16 protein-coding genes and 1 pseudogene are annotated in these 19,613 nt (G+C 47.2%); 13 read left to right on the forward strand and 4 right to left on the reverse strand.

Going from position 1 to position 19,613, the window contains the following annotated elements:
• The 9 genes and pseudogenes from ACXLDX_RS02975 to ACXLDX_RS03015 all read left to right on the forward strand — a co-directional run.
• A pseudogene (locus ACXLDX_RS02975) lies at positions 1-225 on the forward strand (hypothetical protein); the annotation flags it as partial.
• A 53-nt stretch (positions 226-278) separates the two neighbouring features.
• On the forward strand, positions 279-929 hold the full coding sequence (locus tag ACXLDX_RS02980) for an ABC transporter permease (protein WP_457575705.1): 651 nt from the start codon (positions 279-281) through the stop codon (positions 927-929).
• Positions 930-1,102: 173 nt separating this feature from the next.
• The gene (locus ACXLDX_RS02985; RefSeq protein WP_457575706.1) at positions 1,103-1,843 is read left to right on the forward strand and encodes an ABC transporter ATP-binding protein; all 741 of its coding nucleotides are present in this window, start codon (positions 1,103-1,105) and stop codon (positions 1,841-1,843) included.
• 31 nt (positions 1,844-1,874) lie between these two features.
• Complete coding sequence (locus tag ACXLDX_RS02990) at positions 1,875-6,710, forward strand: ABC transporter permease (RefSeq protein WP_457575707.1); 4,836 nt, start codon at positions 1,875-1,877, stop codon at positions 6,708-6,710.
• Positions 6,703-8,703 (forward strand): DUF6785 family protein, encoded by a 2,001-nt coding sequence (locus ACXLDX_RS02995; protein WP_457575708.1) that lies wholly within the window; start codon positions 6,703-6,705, stop codon positions 8,701-8,703. The genes ACXLDX_RS02990 and ACXLDX_RS02995 overlap by 8 nt, the downstream gene beginning before the upstream one ends.
• A gap of 176 nt (positions 8,704-8,879) precedes the next feature.
• Positions 8,880-10,838: an OPT family oligopeptide transporter gene (locus tag ACXLDX_RS03000; protein WP_457575709.1), complete on the forward strand. Its 1,959-nt coding sequence runs from the start codon at positions 8,880-8,882 to the stop codon at positions 10,836-10,838.
• Between the two features lie 119 nt (positions 10,839-10,957).
• The gene (locus ACXLDX_RS03005; protein WP_457575710.1) at positions 10,958-11,554 is read left to right on the forward strand and encodes a hypothetical protein; all 597 of its coding nucleotides are present in this window, start codon (positions 10,958-10,960) and stop codon (positions 11,552-11,554) included.
• Entirely contained in the window at positions 11,484-12,428 is a 945-nt protein-coding gene (locus ACXLDX_RS03010) for a hypothetical protein (RefSeq protein ID WP_457575711.1), read from the forward strand. Before ACXLDX_RS03005 ends, ACXLDX_RS03010 begins: the two co-directional genes overlap by 71 nt.
• Complete coding sequence (locus ACXLDX_RS03015; protein ID WP_457575712.1) at positions 12,409-12,798, forward strand: PqqD family protein; 390 nt, start codon at positions 12,409-12,411, stop codon at positions 12,796-12,798. Before ACXLDX_RS03010 ends, ACXLDX_RS03015 begins: the two co-directional genes overlap by 20 nt.
• A 78-nt stretch (positions 12,799-12,876) precedes the next feature.
• On the opposite strand, the gene ACXLDX_RS03020 is transcribed toward ACXLDX_RS03015, so the two are convergent.
• Together ACXLDX_RS03020 and ACXLDX_RS03025 are read right to left on the reverse strand one after the other, a co-directional pair.
• A complete protein-coding gene (locus ACXLDX_RS03020) occupies positions 12,877-13,719 on the reverse strand; it encodes a uracil-DNA glycosylase (protein WP_457575713.1) in 843 nt (280 codons plus the stop codon).
• A 36-nt stretch (positions 13,720-13,755) separates the two neighbouring features.
• Positions 13,756-14,262 (reverse strand): hypothetical protein, encoded by a 507-nt coding sequence (locus ACXLDX_RS03025; protein ID WP_457575714.1) that lies wholly within the window; start codon positions 14,260-14,262, stop codon positions 13,756-13,758.
• Positions 14,263-15,082: 820 nt separating this feature from the next.
• On the opposite strand from ACXLDX_RS03025, the gene ACXLDX_RS03030 reads away from it, so the two are divergent.
• Positions 15,083-15,454, forward strand: a complete 372-nt coding sequence (locus ACXLDX_RS03030; protein WP_228855828.1) for a helix-turn-helix domain-containing protein — start codon at positions 15,083-15,085, stop codon at positions 15,452-15,454.
• Positions 15,455-15,723: 269 nt separating this feature from the next.
• Positions 15,724-15,936, forward strand: coding sequence for an FmdB family zinc ribbon protein (locus ACXLDX_RS03035; RefSeq protein WP_457575715.1), 213 nt, complete (start codon positions 15,724-15,726; stop codon positions 15,934-15,936).
• 48 nt (positions 15,937-15,984) lie between these two features.
• Here the strand turns inward: ACXLDX_RS03035 and ACXLDX_RS03040 are convergent, their stop codons facing one another.
• Entirely contained in the window at positions 15,985-16,335 is a 351-nt protein-coding gene (locus ACXLDX_RS03040; protein ID WP_457575716.1) for an FtsB family cell division protein, read from the reverse strand.
• 18 nt (positions 16,336-16,353) lie between these two features.
• Here ACXLDX_RS03040 and ACXLDX_RS03045 point away from each other — a divergent pair, with 18 nt between their 5' ends.
• On the forward strand, positions 16,354-16,785 hold the full coding sequence (locus ACXLDX_RS03045; RefSeq protein WP_457575717.1) for a 2-thiouracil desulfurase family protein: 432 nt from the start codon (positions 16,354-16,356) through the stop codon (positions 16,783-16,785).
• A gap of 308 nt (positions 16,786-17,093) precedes the next feature.
• Here the strand turns inward: ACXLDX_RS03045 and tatC are convergent, their stop codons facing one another.
• On the reverse strand, positions 17,094-17,789 hold the full coding sequence (gene tatC / locus ACXLDX_RS03050; RefSeq protein WP_457575718.1) for a twin-arginine translocase subunit TatC: 696 nt from the start codon (positions 17,787-17,789) through the stop codon (positions 17,094-17,096).
• Between the two features lie 529 nt (positions 17,790-18,318).
• Between tatC and serS the strand changes: the two genes are divergently transcribed.
• A complete protein-coding gene (serS, locus tag ACXLDX_RS03055) occupies positions 18,319-19,611 on the forward strand; it encodes a serine--tRNA ligase (protein WP_457575719.1) in 1,293 nt (430 codons plus the stop codon).
• Positions 19,612-19,613 lie beyond the last annotated feature (2 nt).

Here is a 19,613-nt window from a genome sequence, read left to right on the forward strand (position 1 = left end):
TCAGCCTCCATTGGATTTATAAACCTGCTGAACGAACTGGAACAGGCCATCCAGTCGGGACTGTGCGGTATAATGATCCATCACCAGCGGATGAACAGAAGTGCCTTTGATTTTCTCGATATCCTCCTGGAAGAAATAGCCCGTTGTCCCTCCTTTGTTCCCGTTCTGTTCACTGATCTGCTTCCTGACGGAAGCAGTATTGACAAGACGACAGGAAAAAACTAGACTCAAAAAACAGCCACGTATTTTCAGATAATCACAGAAGAAGGGAGGATGCAATGAGACGCCTGGTAGAACTTCCTTTGCGCAAATCCATCCAGATGGCCTACCAGTCAATCCGGGTCCGTTTCTTCCGCTCAATGGTCACTACCATGAGCCTTGTCCTGGCAGTAGCCTTTCTTGCCTTTATCCAGGTGGGTAATAATATCGCCCAGGGAGCTCTCTCCAGTGGAGACACGGAACTGATCCATATTCTCACGAAAATCGGTTTTGATATCTCCCCGGGCGAGAGTACAGTGACCGGCTCCGCCAAGCAGAAATGGATACTCTTCCTCTCCCTTCTTGTCTGTGTGGTCGGTATTGTCAACGCCCAATTGATGTCTGTAACAGAACGATTCCGGGAAATAGGGACGTTGAAATGCCTGGGGGCCCTGGATCGCTTCATCGTCCGGATTTTTCTTCTTGAAGCTGCAATAATGGGAATAAGCGGAGCCGTTCTTGGATCTTTCCTGGGAGCTCTCACCGCACTGGCCACTTCTCTTGCACGGTTTGGATATTCATTTTTGCCATATATCCCGTGGGAAGCGATAGGGACAACCATGGTTCTCACGGTGTGCACAGGAACATTTTTAAGTCTTCTGGGCGTTCTCTACCCGGCAATAATCGCTGCCCGCATGCGTCCGGTTGAAGCAATGCGGGTTGAACAGTAGCCAGAATTCGTACGCTGTTTCGGGCGGCACCACAAAGTAATTCATAATTACATTTTTTCATTTTCTGAAATGCAGGATTCAAGTACGAATTTAACGATTGTATTCCAATATGCTGTCAAATTATAATCACGAAGTTATCACGTATTCAGGAAAAGGCGGATGAGTAATAAAAAATGGCTGATACAAAAAAAATAGTTCGAGTCAGTGAAGTCACCAAGAACTTTGACCTGGGCAAAATAGTTGTAAAAGTACTGAAAGGAATTGATCTTGAGATTGAAGAAGGGAAATATATTTCCATCATGGGCCCTTCAGGCTCCGGTAAGTCCACTCTTTTCAATATGATCGGCGGCCTGGATAAACCGACCAGCGGTAAGGTGTTCATTGATGAGGTGGACATCGCCCAACTGGATGCCTATGAACTGGCCTGGCTCCGCTGCCGAAAAATCGGTTATATTTTTCAGACATTCAATCTCATCCCTGTCATGACAGCCCTTGAAAATATTACCCTGCCCATGACATTTGCCGGGATAGGCAGTGATGAGGCGCTGGACAGGGGAATGGCCCTGCTGGAACAGGTGGGACTCTCCGGTAGACACGGACATCGGCCATCGGAGTTGTCCGGCGGGCAACAGCAGCGGGTTGCAGTTGCAAGGGCCCTTGCCAATACGCCGTCGATCATTCTGGCGGACGAGCCGACGGGCAACCTGGACCTCACCACCGGAGAAGACATAATCAGTATGCTTAAAGAACTCAGTGTAGAACGTGGTGTCACGGTTATTTCCGCTACCCATGATTACAAAATGCTCAATGTTTCCGACCAGGTTGTCTGGATACGGGATGGACGGATAGACAAAGTACAGCAGCGCGAGGAGCTCAACATACGTACCGGCAAACTGGAAACCGCCGACACATAATCCACCCATGGATTCCTACCCTTATAATTTTATGACGTTATTTTTTCGCCCCTCTTTTCCCGTTTTCTGCCTCTTTCTTCTCTGCACCAGTCTCATCTGGAACACTTCGGCGATGGCCGAAACACACAATACCGGGGATTCCGTCCGGGCAACAATTGAAGAGCTGAGCGGATACGGAAGCAGAACAACCGGTTCCAGAGGTTATGAAAAGGCTGCAGAATATATTGAAAAGAAAATGCGGTCAATGGAACTTGAACCAGCTTCCCATTACTACGAAATTCCTGTACGCCGTTTTCTTGGAGCACAACTCAACTTCAACGGAAAAACTCTTCCCCTCCAGCCGTTCATTTATAACACAATCACTCCGGAAGCAACCGACGGAACCCTTTCCGGCCCGCTCTATTATGTCCGCCATGGTGATCTCAAGGATCTGGATGGGAAAAAGATCCGTGATGCAATCATCCTCATGGACTTTGATTCGGGCCATAACTGGCAGCTTCTGGCTTCCCTCGGGGCCAGGGCCCTTATTTATGTCGGCAGCAGAGAACCAAAGGGTAAAGTCTTTTTTACAGAGAAACACGAACTCTCACCTGTCCAGTTTCCATGCTTCTGGATGAGCCGGCAAAGGGCGGACGAAATTTTCGGGCCTTTAACGGACCTCCCCCCGGGCAGAAAACCTGTCGGTCAGGTGGAACTGCGCTGTTCAACCGTCTGGGAAAACTACCTTGCCCGAAATATCTATGCGATCATCCCCGGAAGTGACCCCAAACTGAAAGAAGAACTGTTAATCCTTGAAGCATTCTTTGATAATAAAGAATATGTGACAGGAGATTCACCCGGTGCCGACAGTGCAACTTCCATTGCCACCCTCCTGGAAATCGGCAGGGACCTGAAAAAATCTCCTCCTGATCGCACGGTCATGCTCCTGGCCACCAGCGGCAACAGCCAGACTCTTGCCGGAATGCGGGACGCCATATGGAGTATGAATGAACGTTCCAGAGAACTGCGCAGATATAAGAGGAAACTGCAGAAAACAATATCAGCAAGTGGCAGGAACCTGAATCTCCTGAAAAGTATACGTTTTCCACTCGCAGCTGATACCAAAAGAGATCTTTATCTGAAAAAAGCAATAGGCCAGGAACTGAAACTGCGTGTTGATCGTCTTTCAACCAGGCTCATGCAGCTACGACTGGCAAAGAGGACAGAAGACACTTCTGGAATGATCAGGGAACTTGCCGAAGAGAGAATGTCCTACCGTCGCCTGGAATGGATTGAAGATTTTCACAATCTGGACAGCAGGCAGATGGATATGCTCAACCGGGTTATCCCCTCCGCAATAGAGAAGAATGAACTCAGAATAAAAGATGCAAAACGCCAGCTCAAGGCACTGAAATCAGCAAAAATGTTTCGTTCACAGGTTCGGGAATATGAGGAGGTGGCCGCCGTCATCAGCCTGCATCTTTCCAGCCATGGAAACGGTGTTGGCGGGTTTCACAGGGGCTGGCTCTATCCCCTGAAAAAAACCATTAACCGGACTGGAATTTACAGTACCGTTGCCGATATTTTTGAAACAACAAAAGTGGTTGACACCTCTCTTGCCCGCTACCGGAACAGCCTCAGGCCGACACGTATGCGCAGCTGGGATTCCTGGTTCTTTGATAAACCCGTTCTCGGAGGAGAGGTCAGTGCCCTCGGTGGCTACCTTGGCCTCAGCCTTGTCACCACTGGAGACAGCAGAATCCTCTGGGGAACTCCTTACGATACGACGGATCATATAAACTGGCCCTATCTTCATGACCAGACCAACCTGGTCAACAGCCTCATTCGGAAATTAACCAAAGCACCGAAACTGCATGGCGACAAACTTCCCCGAAACGGTTTTTCCACCCTGACAGCCCGAACCAACCTGCTTCTCCAGGGTGAACTCTTTGCCGACTATCCTGCCGGGAAAACAACCATCCTCGCCTACCAGGGACTGAACCGCTATTATGCCATGGTCGACGAATCCGGCTATTTCCGTCTCAAAGGTTTTGCCGACAAGAAAAATGTCCTCGACAAACTGATTATCGAAGGGTACCGGTTTGACGAAGCAACGGGAAAGGTTATCTGGGCAATAGATAAAAAAGAAACAGGAAAGGTCAATTACCGGTTGAAGATCCTGCGGAAATCCATGAAAACTGACCTGATCCTGTTCAAATGCCGGCAAACCACGATTTTCGATCTTTTAGAACCTCGAAGCTTTGCCCATATGACAAAGCTGCATCTTTATGACGGCCGGCGGGACGGCCCACCCCAGCATTTCTGGTACAGCAGGATAGACACCAGAGATTCCATCATCTCGTCCATTTATACGGAAGCGGGGACACGGCTGAAACTGACCCTGTCCGATACCGTGCTGACCAACAAGATGATCCTCACCAACGGTTCAAAGAAAAATCCTCTGGGAATCGGCTATCCGGTTGAAGAGTATCCGTCAATCCCCAATACGGTGCTCCACGCGGCAAGGGATGCCTGGACTCTGCTTACTCCCCGTATTGAAAATCTTGAACGACACGGGATCTTTGATCAGAAGATCAATGACCTGAAAACCAGGGGGCTGAAGGCTCTTGAAAAAAGCGAAAAATCCCTGGAGAAACTGATCTATTCCAAAAGCCGTAAAAACAGCGCCGAATCTCTGGCACTGGCCGCGAGAGTCTATGTGCAGATAGAAAAAACCCAGAAAGATGTACTCTTCGGGGTTCTCTTTTATATAGCACTTTTTGTTCCCTTTGCCTTTGTAATGGAACGCTTTTTATTTAATTTCAATCACATATACAAACGAATCAGTGGCTTTTTTCTCATCCTTGTCATACTTATAACCCTCATATACAATGTCCACCCGGCCTTTGAACTGGCCTACAGCCCGCTGGTGGTCATTCTCGCTTTTTTCATCATCGGCCTTTCCTTTATGGTTACCCTCATCATCTTTTTCAGATTTGAAGATGAGATGATTCTGCTCCAGCGACGAGCCACTCATTTACGTCCCGACGAAATCAGTCGCTGGAAGGCGTTTGTGGCCGCTTTCTTCCTCGGGGTTTCCAATTTACGAAGAAGACGGCTGCGCACTATTCTCACCTGTACCACTCTTATTATTCTGACTTTTACCATAATGAGTTTTACAACCATAAAATCCAACAGTAAACAGGTCCGTCTTGATTTCCGGCCTGATGCTCCCTATCAGGGACTCCTCCTGAAAAAACTCAACTGGCAGAGTCTGCCTCCCCAGGCCACCGACATTCTCTTAAACAGCATGACGAGAGTGAATAAACCGGCGCCACGCATCTGGCTGGAAACCGGGGATCCGACCAGACCGGTCACAGTCCCTTTGCGAAAAAACGGCCGCGAACTTGAAATACATGGCCTGATCGGGCTCAGCCCCAACGAGGCTGAAGTTACCGGACTAGACGACCTGCTCACCTCAGGGCGCTGGTTCACGGATCGGGATAACCAGGCTATCCTGCTGGAACAACAGATGGCCGATGAGCTGAGGGTGGATATTCACTCGGACAATCATATTTCCCTGTGGGGTATTCCCTTTACTGTTATCGGTACCTTCGACGGTAAACAGTTTGACCAGGCAGTTGACCTGGACGGGGAGCCGCTGACCCCTGTAATTTTCCCTGACGAATCGACCTCGGATCTCACTGATGTCGAGCAGGAAGCCCTGGAGTCCGGAGATGATATCCGCTCCTTTCAGAGCAGGTACCAGCATATTCCAGCAAATCAGGTTGCCATTATTCCAGCCCACACCCTGCTGGCTGCCGGAGGTCAACTGAAAAATCTGGCAGTCAGACCGGCCCGGATTGAAAATATCCCCGCAATAGCAGCCAAACTGACTGATCGCTTCAACCTGGCAATTTTTACCGGTGAAAAGGACGGAGTCCGCCTCTACAATATCAGTGACACCATGAATTACAGTGGGGTACCCAATATTATCATCCCCCTGCTCATCTCCATTCTCATTGTTCTCAACACAATGATCAGTTCCGTCCATGAAAGGAAAAACGAAATAGCCGTATACACCTCCGTAGGCCTGGCCCCCTCCCATGTCAGTTTCCTGTTTGTGGCCGAAGCCATTGCCCTTGCAGTCATATCCGTGGTTCTTGGCTATCTGGTTGCCCAGGTTTCAGCAGCCCTTTTTTCCTCGACATCACTCTGGCAGGGGATCACGGTCAACTATTCTTCCATGGCCGGCGTTGCCGCCATGCTCCTGGTTATAGCAGTTGTCCTTATTTCCGTTATTTACCCGTCAAAGGTAGCTGCGCGTATTGCCATTCCCGACATCAACCAGACATTTAAACTGCCCGGAACTGAGAACAACACCATGAAACTCACCCTGCCGTTTCTGTTGAAACCACATGAATACGAGTCCGCGGGTGCTTTCCTCTACACCTATCTGCAGGGTCATCAGGATATCTCCCATGGACTGTTCTCCACGGGACCGGTGGATATACAGCTTTACTGCTCAACCCTGGATGAAATGGAAAAGTTCGATACACCATCCCGCAAATCCAGCAAAATGGCAGAAGAATCCCGCTGGCTGCACATCAGTACAAAGGTCTGGCTGGCCCCTTTTGATTTCGGTATTATGCAGCAGGTTGATATCGGCTTTCGTCCAACCGGCGACAAAGACGATTTTCTTGAAATACAACTCTCTCTGACAAGGTTTTCAGGAGAATCCGGCGTCTGGCGGCGAATCAACAAATCCTTTCTCCATGAGCTGAGAAAACAGCTCCTAATCTGGCGTTCAATCGACAAAGAAAGCCATGGAGAACTTGAACGCCTGTTCCGGGACACTATTCTGCAAAAAACGGGGGGATATGAATAACAGCAGTGTAAAAACGGGAAAACAACCCATCAGGCTGCGAGCAGGAATCATTGGTATCATGCTTGCCATGGGGATATGTCTGCTCACACCATACAATAATATTTACATGCAGGCCACTCCCCTCGGCGGCGGACATTTTCCCCTGGCACCTTTTTTCATTTTTATCCTGCTGGCCCTGGTCATCACGATCATTTCCAGGCTGTTTAAAACTTCACTGCTGCTGACGGGGCCCGAGCTTCTTATCATCTGGATAGAAACCGTGATAGGCTCAGGGATAGCCTATACCGGTTTTGCCCGCACCTTCCTGATCAATCTCACAGCACCCATCCACTTTGCCTCCATGGGAAATCGCTGGCGTGAGACTCTCCATCCTCTCATCCCCCCGTCCCTCGTTCCAACCGACCATACGGCAATTGAACAGCTCTACAACGGCATTGCCGGTGGCAGAAGTATGGGCTGGCTGGAAATAATACCCAAAATTCCATGGTCAGCATGGCTTGTTCCTCTCGCCACCTGGTCTGTTTTTGTTCTTCTCTCCTACAGTGTCATGCTCTTTCTGATCAATCTTCTTGCCAGACAGTGGATAGAAAATGAACGAATGAATTTTCCCCTCCTCAAAGTACCGGAAATGATCAGCAGAGCTGTGGACAGCGGAACCACTTCGGATTTTTTTCTGAACCGTTTCCTTCTTTTCGGTCTTTCCATACCGGTCATGCTCCATCTTCTGAACGGATTGAATCTTTATTATCCTTCAGTTCCGGCTATCCCCACCCTTATTCTTGCCGGACCCTATTTTCCTGCCTCCGGTCTTTTCACCGGTTTTCATAAACTGAAAATATATATTTATCCGGCATTTATCGGTTTTGCCTTTCTTACATCAAGGCAGATTTCCTTTTCTTTCTGGTTTTTCTTTCTGTTCGGCGCCTTTCTTTATGGTATCCTTGACCTGCTTGGTTACTCAATACCCGTGTCAGAACTTGGAGTCACCTTCGGCCCAACCCTGGCCCGCCCCGAAGAAATGCAGATGATCGGAGCCTACGGTATTTTCTTCTTCTTCCTGGTCTGGCTGGCAAGACTGCATCTCCTTGATGTCTGCAGGCAATCATTTTTCCTGAAAAAACCCGATCCTGAACATTCCGGCTTCTTCGATGTGCGCATCTCCTTCTGGGGAACATTCATCGGCATATTTCTCATCATATGGTGGTATGTCCGGCTGGGTATGGCCCCCCTTACCGCAACCATGGTGACGGGAGCTTTTTTCATGATCATGCTGGTCGCAACCAGAATCATCTGCCAGGGAGGCATTGCCTATTTTACCCTGACCGCTGCACCGACAGATGGCATCATCGCTCTTTTCGGCGCAAAAATATTCGCCGGAGCAAACGGCCTGCTGGCGGGCATGAGCCAGAAGATGCTTTTTGTCGACCTGAGAGAATCACTTATGCCCTCGCTTCTCCATGCCCGTCAACTCCACGAGAGCAAAAAACCGGTTATTATCCTGTTCACTTCCCTGGCTGTGACAATCACAGCATCCATGGCGACCTCAATCCTGGCAATGCTCCTCCTCTGTTATCGATTCGGTATTCGCGAGCTGCAACTGGACTGGGCCACACGGACAACTCTTTCGGTTTATGAAAATGTCTATCGTCTTGCCACCACAGCCCCTGACACAGGAGGCTGGGTATTTATTTTTACAATCACGGGTGCAGTACTCATGCTGATCCTGGTGAGCTGCTACCACAGATTCTACTGGTGGCCCATCCATCCCATCGGTTATCTGACAGCTTACAGCTCCGCCATGCGGATTCTCTGGGTCAGTTTCTTTATCGGCTGGGCGTGCAACACTCTCTGCATGCGATATGGCGGTATTACATTTTTCAGGAAACTGCAGTATTTTTTTATTGGTCTAATAATTGGCGATTTTCTCATGGGAGGCGGCTGGGCACTGATTGGTCTTTTTGCAGATACCAGTTACCAGGTTCTCCCCAACTAGTGGTTGTTCAGAAATGAGGATTTTTTGAGATCAAGGCGCACGGGAATTTCACTACAGCCATATGGCTGATATTACAAGGATAACAATCCAGGCAACAATGATATCAAGAAAGAAAACCAACTATGAACAGGCACCAGCCAGGGGATGTATGACACCGGAATCGAAAAGGTAATTGAATGTACGACGACAAGGAACTGAAAGAATACCGGGATCTTCTTCCACCTCCCGATCATTTTGAGGAAGGGTTCGACTGGAAAACAATCATCGGAGCCGTTTTTATCGGCTTTCTGATGATGCCGGGGTCCATGTATCTGCAACTGGTAATCGGCCAGGGTATAGGGCCGGCCGCACGCTGGGTCACCATTATTCTCTTTGCTGAAATCGCCAAACGCGCCCACTCTGACCTCAAACAGCAGGAAATATTTCTCCTCTATTATATGGCTGGTGCTGCTCTTGCCTCACCGTTTTCAGGTCTGCTCTGGAACCAGTACCTGGTCCAGTCAGATGCCGCCCGTATGCTTGGTGTAACCGAATTCATTCCAAAATGGGTCGCCCCGGGCCCTGATTCACCATCAATGATAGAAAGAAGTTTTTTTCACCGGGACTGGCTGATTCCTATCCTGCTCCTTGTCGGCTCACAGATTATCCAGCGTATCGACCATTTCGGTCTTGGTTATGCCCTTTACAGAATCACCTCGGATGTGGAAAAGCTCCCCTTCCCCATGGCTCCTGTTGCAGCGCTCGGCACAATGGCTCTTGCTGAATCCGCCGAAGAGAAAAAGGCAAGCTGGAAATGGCGTGTCTTTTCCATCGGCGGTGTCATCGGCCTTGCGTTCGGCTCAATTTATGTCCTGCTCCCCATTGTATCAGGTTTGATTTTTACGGAACAGATAAGGCTGATCCCTATTCCCTGGATTGAACTTACCGGCTATACTGAAGATTTTCTGCCCGCTGTTGCAACGGGTCTGCAGCTCGACCTCGGCCTGCTGTTTGTCGGAATGGTTCTCCCGTTCTGGGCTGTAATAGGAGGTTTTATCGGCCTCATCATTACCATCATTCTCAACCCCCTGCTCTACTCCGCAGGCATCCTCCACCGCTGGCATCCTGGAATGGCCACGGTGGACACTGTATTTGCCAATAATTTCGACTTCTACATGAGTTTTGGGATCGGCCTCGGCCTTGCCATTGGTTTTATCGGTGTCTGGTCGGTTATTCATTCCATTCGCAACTCCAGCGGCAACCGGGGTACATTAAAAGATCTCTTCAACCCTCCTCCAGGCAGGGGTGATTTTAATTTCTGGATCGCCATCGCCATCTACTTCTTTTCGACCCTCGCCTATGTGGGCCTCTGTGTCTGGCTGGTTCCTTCTTTCCCATGGCTCTTTTTTCTCGCCTATGGTTTCGTCTATACCCCGATTATTTCCTATATTACTGCAAGAATGGAAGGGATAGCAGGCCAGTTTGTCAGTCTTCCCCTTGTAAGAGAGGCCAGTTTCATCGCCGGGGCAAAATTCTTCGGTTACCAGGGCATTGAAATCTGGTATGCCCCTATCCCCATTCACAATTACGGGGAAGCCACCGTTCAGTTCAGGCAGATTGAGCTGACCGGAACTTCAATACGGGGCATCATCAAAGCAGAACTTCTGGTTTTTCCAATTGTAATGACCGCAAGCCTTGTCTTTTCTCAGTTTATCTGGCGACTGGCACCAATCCCGTCGGCAAGTTACCCCTTTGCCCAGGAACTCTGGCATCTGCAGGCTCTCAATACCCTGCTCATGCAGACCTCCACCCTGGAAGGCAATTCGATGTTTTACCAGGCACTCAACGGAGCAACAGTTTTCTCAGGTCTCGGATTCGGTCTCATCATGTACGGGATTCTCAGTATTTTTGGTCTTCCTGTCCTTCTGATCTACGGTGTCGTAAGAGGTCTGGGTCAATCCACCCCCCATGGCCTCATCCTGGAAGTAGCAGGCGCCTTTCTCGGCCGCTATTTTTTCCTGAAAAAATACGGTCCCATGTGGAGACAGTACGCGCCGGTCCTGCTGGCCGGTTTTTCCTGCGGCATGGGATTGAGCGGGATGTTTGCCATGGGCTTTGCCCTGATCATGAAATCCCTGGGACATATGGCCTACTGATAACGACCCGATGCTTGACATAAATATACCCGGTACACATATTCTTATCTGATCACGTACAAAACTCAGCCTGCAATTTGTGAGTATGGGAATGTGCCATTAACATAAGGTGAAGGAACATGAGAAATTATTATATTGCATGTATGACACTCCTCTCTTTCTTTCTGCTTGTTTCCCTGTCATTCTCCACTGAATCTGTTCCCCATTCCGTCGGTGGTATTTCACTGGGAACACAGATCAGTGATTACCCGGATATAGTCCAGTCTAATTTTATGAAAGAAGTTGTCATAACAGACCGGCATGGCTTCAGGAAAGGCATTATCTCTTACGGCGTCTGCAGGTATAAAAATGAAATCTTGAGAATCAGGTTGAAATACGCCGACAAATCAAAGTCCTTCTATAAAAAGCTGCTGAAAAAATTCCGTGCCAAATTTGGACCTCCCGATTCCTGGAATGGCGATTCCTTCGGTCTGCTGCACATATGGAAATGGCATTTTATTGATAAGAACCAGAACCGCGTCAGTATGAGTCTTCAGTTCAATGCCAAAGATCCCAATGAGACAATCGGCAATGTGATTAAATTATCCTACCCTGAACGCATAGAAGAAGAACGACTCTGCTTTAACCGGATGTGTGATGAAATGCATGAAAAGAACTCAGCGCAGCAACAAAACGACCTTAAAAAAAGTGACTGGTCCTACCTCATCCCCGATTAAGCAGATACGTGATTCCATGGAAACAACCCATGTGGGATGGAATGGCATCCGCCTGACTGTTCCCAGTTCCTGGGCCCTTCATATCAGTGGCCATGCCCATTTGATTTTCGAAAAAGATTTTCTGCCTCTGCTGGAGATACGCTGGCAGATTCCTGACACCGGGAGAACTGCAACACCGCAATCGATGTTCAGGAAACTGCAGAAACAAAACTGCAACATTGTGAAAAAACAGCTCCAGGAAGAACTCTTTTTACTCCAGGAAAACTATCACATATTTTGTTACGGCAAAAAGGATACGATCGGCCCGGAAGGCGGCATTCTCTCCTGCAGAACATGTGGAAAACTTATTTTTTTTCATCTGAACCAAGTCGGCAAAAACCTGTCTGCTCCTCTCACAGCCCTCTCTTCACTCTCGTGTCATTCTCCCCGAAAAGGCCCTGTACTCTGGTCTTTTCTGGGATCAGATCTGCTTTTACCGATCTCATTTGTTCTCCAGAAATTTTCTTTCAAACCGGGTTTCAGCTGTCTTTCATTCAAAATGAAAAAACTCGATCTCCACTGCAGCAGGCTGAGTCCTGCGGATATTCGACTCAAAAAACGATCACTACCGGAAATTCTTGCCGCCCTTTCAGGACTCTCTGAAAATGAAATAGCTGGCAGCCGTTCACCACTCTCCGTTGAAGGATACCGATATCCTTCCATGAGACATCAGGTTTTCTCCCGGCTCAAACGACAAAAACCGTTTATCAGGGGTTCGATCCAGTACAACCCGGAGAACAACATTCTTTTTTCCATGGTAGCAGAATCGACAGAACCCATTCCTCCTGAAATTTGTATGCCGAACCGCCCAGAATATGAAACTGTTTCAAACTAAAAAAACCGTCCCCCCCATGGACAGAACTGAATCACTGGCCTGCACACCCTGCCATCTGCCGGATATTCACTGGAAACGCCAGGAGAATGGCACAATCAGAATTGAATATCCCCTGAATATTAAACCTTTTTTTTTACAGATCGCCCGGCGGTTCCAAAAAGAACAGGAACTGCAGCCAACAAAAAAACTGGAACTTGACGAACTGGGAAGCACCCTGTGGTGCATGATAGACGGGGAAAAAAACGTCAAAACACTTATTGAGGAATTTGCAGAAACAAAAAGATTTTCCATCCAGGAAGCGGAACAATCCGTCACCACTTTCCTGCTGGAACTCGGTAGGCGGGGGGTTATTATTCTCAGGAGACCATAGCGTTCATTGGTAATTGCTCACAGGTACCCCTTACCTCTTTACATTACTGCAGACACCCGGAGGAACGGCAGATGATTTTCACCTGAATCCGGACATTTTTTTTGCCAGGAGCTGGAGATCCTCCCAGGTCGCCCTTTTCATTTCAGGATTCTCCAGGAGAAAAGTTGGATGATAGGTGACCAGGACCGGTACAGTCCCACCCATTTCTGTTTCATAGTCATGAAATTTTCCGCGCAACTGTGACAGGGATCGGGTTTGCCCGAGTATCGTCTTGGCCGCCACACCACCCATTATGCAGAGAACATCCGGCTGAACAGTGACAATCTGGCGTCTCAAAAACGGCAGACAGCATTGAACATGGGAGGCAAGGGGGTGACAGCTTTCCGGAACGGCACATTTGATGACATTGGTTACAAACACATCTTCAAAAGCCACATTTATGGCTGAAAACATTCTTAAAAGCATCCTGTCCTGTTCAACTCCGAAGACAAGGCCAGCCGCAAGCTGCTCTCCGTCTACGGCAGCCAGCCAATCCCCGACAACCATCAGCCGACTCTTTTCGCTACCTCGCCCCGGAACAGAATAGATACGATCTTGACACAGGTCACAACTCCGACATGTTGTGATTTCCTTTTTCAGTTCGACAAACGAATTCCGGGCAGACGCCCCCTCTGCTTCCCGTTCGGGACTGGAATCTTTCTCAGGTAGCACAACAGCGGATACCTTTTCCATCCCGGTGTTTTCATGATGAAGCTGCCCCGGTTCAATCCCGAGAAACAGTGATATTTCATCCTTCGACGGATAAGAATCAACACCAATTTCCCGATGGTAGCAGAGAATTGACCTTATATTTCTTACAAATGCGGCGAGATCATTTATACGCATGGCAAACGACCAGGCTGGAAAAGTATTTTTTTTCATTCAGCTTAAACATTCATGGTGTTGATAAGATTTTTTTCAAAACGGGGAAAAGTCAATATCCCAACCTTCTGCCGGCTCATTGAACTGTCCGGTAAGCAGACCGGAATAACTGAATGTAATGGAAACAGCATCGGGAGGAATAACGGTATGAGCGTGAAATCCCAACGGTTCCGTTACTTCGGCATAGGTGGAATAAAGTGGTGTGATGCCGACAGATGCAAGAACACCACCGTGATCATCAAGAAAATGAGCCTTTACCCGCAGCCTGGTCAATTTTGAAAATGACATCAGAAGATCTTCATGGATTCTGACCTCTCCGGATATTTTCGCCTGTTTTTCTTTATGGTCTATCTTGTAGGAAATATCAAGATGCTTTCCTTTCCAGGCAGTTCTCCCCTTTCCGGACTCAGAGAGAACCATGCGAAATTGAGCTGCCGCAACAGTCCCCGGCTTTGGATTCATATAGTTGACACAACCCGTCAAACCAGAAAATAAAAATACCAGAATTACAGCAAACAACCGTAAGTGAAAAATTTTTTTCATGGGTACACCTGTTGTTAAATTACCTAATGTCTGTCCAGAAATGAGGATTTTTGTTCGAGATCAAAACGCACGGGAAATTTTACCGCAACCATATAATTGATATTCCGAAGATAAAATTTTTCGAGCAACGCCGATATCGGGCAAAAAGACCAACTATGGACAGGCACTACCTATGAACCACGCTTATCGAAAGCACGGCCCACAAAACCGCCTCCTGCTCATGCGAATAAAAGAGACCGTGAAAAGTTGGGGTGCCTGTGAGCAATTACCATCAAACGGTCCGGCATTCTGAAGAATACCATAAGTTAAAAAATGAAAAAATCTTTTCTCATTTGTATTGGATGAAAAAAAACTGCGTTTTTAAATTTTTTCTGGTATTCACTTGTTGAATGGTTATTTTAGATATGAATTTAATTGTTTCAAAAATTACTTTAACAGCATCCTGTAAACAATTTTATTAATTTTTTCTGATTACCCGTAAAACTCAGCCGGATTGGAAATATACCGGCTTTATCAGACTGGCCTGCTATCAAAAATTACAGAAAATCTCAATCGATAAGGAATTGAAATAAGAAAAGTCAGTTCAGTTTTTTTAAATCAATAAATGTGATTTTTGAAATACGCCTTATAAAAGAGGTACATTCCCTGGCTCACAAGTTGCAGGCTGAGTTTTGTACCTAATTATATTTATTTTTAAGTTCTCTGCATATTTTTGAACTTTCCAGCAGAACCAATGAAAAAGAGATACCTAAAAAAATAATTTGTTCAACACCACTCTGAGGTGATTGCGGTATCCGGAACAATGTAACGAGGCAGACCCTTGATTAAAGAAGAATTCAGTATTGCCAGGAAAAAACTGGGAAAAACACAAAAACAACTGGCTGAACTCCTTGGAATGTCGCTTAAAACAATCCACAGCTATGAGCAGGGATGGCGCACCATACCTGCCCATATTGAACGACAGATTTTTTTCCTGCTGATCAATCAGCGGGGTAGAAAGAACAGTCTCACTCCCTGTTGGGAAAAAAAGGAGTGTGATGTAAAAGAAACATGCCCTGCCTGGGAATTCCAGAGCGGCCATCTCTGCTGGTTTCTCTGCGGTACCAAATGCGATTGTACCCACGATATTTCCCAGAAAGAAAAAATTGAAATATGTAAACAGTGTGATATTTTTCAGGCGCTTCTGGAATAATTTCTTTTCAGAAATCCATGTTGCTTAAATACCTAAATCCTGCAATTGGCAAGTTCGGAGTCTTCGCTTACCTGCCGGAGATGCGAGGTTCAATGGCGCTGACGTACAGGCATACTTCAAGCCATTGAAAACGAAGCAGGTAAGCGAGCCTGCGAGACTCCGGATCCGGTAAAATTGCCAATCCCGCAGGGCAAAGAAAAACTCTTAAGATTCTCGGAACCTTTGGCAGTTTTCTCATGAAAAGGTTATCAAAATCAGGAGGTGAAATTATGCCTATCTATGAATACAGATGCAATGCATGTAACAACCTGTTTGAAGTCCTGACTACTTCATCAGATTCCAGGGAAGATACCGTCTGCACACAATGCGGAAGCCAGGATGTACGGAAAACAATTTCCGCCTCCAGTTACAGGCTCAACAAAGGGTCCTCCATTCCGGCAGGTGCCCTTTCAGGATGCTCAGCCAAATCAGGTTTTTCCTGAGCGTAAAAACAGGTTCCGTGTGAACCTGCCGAATGCAGGGTGGCGTCATTACTTTTTTCCCGGGGTCTTTGGTTTTTCTTTTGAAAAATCAATGACCCTTTCATTTTTCTTCAAAAGATTATAATCTTCTCTGGCTATTTTTTCGAGATATACCGGATCATTTCGTAGTCGATCGTTTTCTGTCCTGAGCCGACTGTTTTCCTTCTCAAGCAGAGAAACATCTTTCTGCAATCGAGTCAGTTTTGCCCGGGACCTGTAATAGCCGAACAAACCGGAACCAGGTGCAAAAACAACCCACAACAGGGCAACCAGTGCCAGAAAAATGACTATTCGGTAAAACAGCCGCTCCTGTTTTGGAGAAATCCTCTGTGATGGTTTGCTTTTTCTCTTTTTCATCATTATTCCACCAAATAACCCATGACTAAAAAAGGTGACATCTCACCTGAACTCTACCTGGTCAGCAGTTGTCTGACAGGACTCTGCACACGCTACGACGGAAGGACCAAGCAGGACCCGGCATGTCTGAAAAGACTGAAAGGTAAAATCTGGATCCCCATCTGTCCGGAACAGCTTGGCGGCCTGCCTACACCACGAGAAGCAGCGGATATCTGCGGTGGTGACGGCAACGATGTCCTCCGCGGCACGGCATGTGTCCGTACAAAAAACGGCACTGATGTTACCCGGCAGTTCATCTGTGGAGCTGAACAGGTTCTGAGAATTGCTGAATCTCAGCCTGTAACTGCAATTCTGCTGAAAGCCCGCAGTCCATCCTGCGCCTCCACAGGTGTATGCGGTGTCACGGCCGCACTGTTGTTAAAACACGGCTTTAAGCTCGAAGAATTTGGCTAGTATCCCAAAATGGTCTTTTTCCCGATATCTGCGTTGCCCGAAAAACTTTATCCTCGGAATATCAATTAGATGCCTGCGGTGTAACTACTCACAGGCACCCTGCCCACTTACAGACCAGAAATATATTTCTTCTAAATAACAAAAGTTATTTTTAAAATTGACCCGGCAAGGCCCAGGCGGAACGCTGACTACGTACAAAACTCAACCTGATAAAGCAGGCATATCCACAATTCGGCTGAGTTTCATGGGTAATCAAAATTTTATTTGACCAAAGCCCTGTAACAGTTACTGAGTTTCGTGATCGAAAATTATTGTACACGAAGGACCTTCAAAATCACTATACCAGACTCATAAAGCAAATAAAGAGGTCCTCCCATCATGAGCATATTGAACACATCCGGTGTCGGTGTCAGCAGGGCCGCCAGAATAGCAATAATCAGCAGAGCATACCTCCGGTTCTTTTCGTAGAATTTTCTTGTAAATACCCCGACTTTAGCAAGAAATACCATAAAAATGGGCAGCTCAAAGATAAGCCCGAAAGCAAGAATGAAGATCGTTGTGAAATTCACAAAACGGCCGATTGAAATAACTGCTTTCAACTCCTCTGAACCAAACCCCAGCAGAAACTGAATACCAAAAGGCAGGGTCACAAAATAACAGAACAATGTACCACTGTAAAAAAGCAGACAGGTAAAGAGAATAAAGAAAAAAAGCTCTCCACCCGCAACCCCGAAAGGCTTTCCCAGTGCCCGCCATAACAGGGTCATCACCCAGGGCATAAGACAATAAACTGCAGCAAAAAGGGCCAGTTTCACATGGGCGAGAAACGGGCCCGCTATTGAAAAGAAATAGAGCTTTTCGGCCAGGTGGGCCTGAACAAAATGAAGCAACTGCGGAGAGAGAAAAAAAATTGCCACAGTGGCGCAGAAAAGCGTAACAGCCAGAGCACGTATGGATTTTCGTAACTCGGAGAAGAATATTATGAATGAATCATGAAAAGCCATCGATAAAAAAGGAGGTGCAATGATTAATCTGATTGTAACTGGTCACAGGGGTAGCAAGTCGATGATTTTATTACTTCTGATTGCCCTGCAGTTCAGTGATAGACCCATGCCCGGATGGTATGGCTCAACCACAAAAAACCTATAAACCGGCATGGCCGGACTCTACGGCTCGGCCGCAAAAAGCCAATGAAAATCCCGACTGCGGCAACACAACCTTCAATCGAGGATTTTCAGATAAAAAAACATAAATTATTCACCCTGGAAGAACTTACTATCCAGCCGGCACGAAAGCACGGAACTGTTCCACAACCTATCAGAAGCAGAAGAAAAATGCAATTTGATAGAGGTTGATTTCGCAGGGCAGCCATGCTACAAGAATATATGTTTTAAAATAGCCTGATATAACCAGTTAAACCGTAACAGGCCACAGATGCCACATTTTGCAGGCTCTTTTGTTCGCCATAGTCTGGCCTGTGAACAATTACGCGAACCCCCAGACAAATATTCAAAACCCCGGAAAGATAATACCATGCTCGAATTACGATTTATCCGCGAAAACATAGACCTTGTAAAAGAAAAAACCTCTCGCAGGGGCATGGAAACAACCCTGCTTGACAAATTCATTCTCATAGATCAACAGCGGCTGACCCTCCTGGGAGAAGTGGAAGGGTTGAAAAACAAAAGAAACACCACATCCTCTGAAATCGCTGTCCTGAAAAGGGGTAATAATTCGGATCGAGAAAAAGCTGAGCCCCTTATTGCCGAGATGAAAAAAACCAGTGCCCGGATCAAGGAACTTGATCTTGAACTGACCTCCATCCAGGAGCAGTTGCAGGAAATTGTCATGGCGATACCCAACCTCTGTGATGATGCGGTTCCCGTCGGACAGAATGAAGAAGACAATATCGAACAAAAAAAATGGGGAGAAAAACCGTCTTTTTCCTTTGCCCCAAAGACACACTGGGAGCTGGCGGAACAACTTGACATTGTAGACTTTGAGACTGCAGCAAAATTGTCCGGTGCCCGGTTTGCCCTGTTGAAAGGATTTGCCTCAAAACTGGAACGGGCTCTGACAAACTTTATGCTGGACCTGCATACCCAGCGCCATGGCTATATCGAAGTTCTACCACCTTTCATGGTTAACAGTGCTTCCATGACTGCCACAGGACAACTTCCAAAATTTGAAGAGGACCTCTTCAAGATAAAGGACTGGGATCTCTATCTCATACCCACTGCCGAGGTGCCCGTCACCAATATTCACAGGGATGAAACCCTGAACGAAGATGACCTTCCCATAAAATATACCGCTTATACTCCCTGCTTCAGGTCAGAAGCAGGGAGCCATGGAAGAGACACCAGAGGACTCATCAGACAACATCAGTTTGACAAGGTGGAACTGGTAAAATTCACAACACCCGAAACCTCATCTGATGAACTGGAAAGCCTTCTCAGAGACGCGGAAACAGTACTCCAGATGCTCGGACTTCATTATCGTGTTGTGACACTTTGTACCGGTGACCTTGGTTTTTCTTCAACCAAAACATACGACATTGAAGTCTGGCTGCCCGGCCAGGACTGTTACAGGGAAATTTCATCCTGTTCCAATTTCCTTGACTTTCAGGCACGTAGGGGTGGTATTCGATATCGGCCCAACGGCCGGAAAAAGAGCAGACTGGTTCACACCCTGAATGGGTCAGGTCTCGCCGTAGGCAGAACCCTTCTCGCTATTATGGAAAACTACCAGCAGGAGGACGGCACTGTTGCTCTTCCAGAAGTTCTAAAACCCTATTTTTCATCTCATTTTCAACAAGATCCGGAGTGATG

It is taken from the genome of Desulfomarina sp., assembly GCF_054039375.1.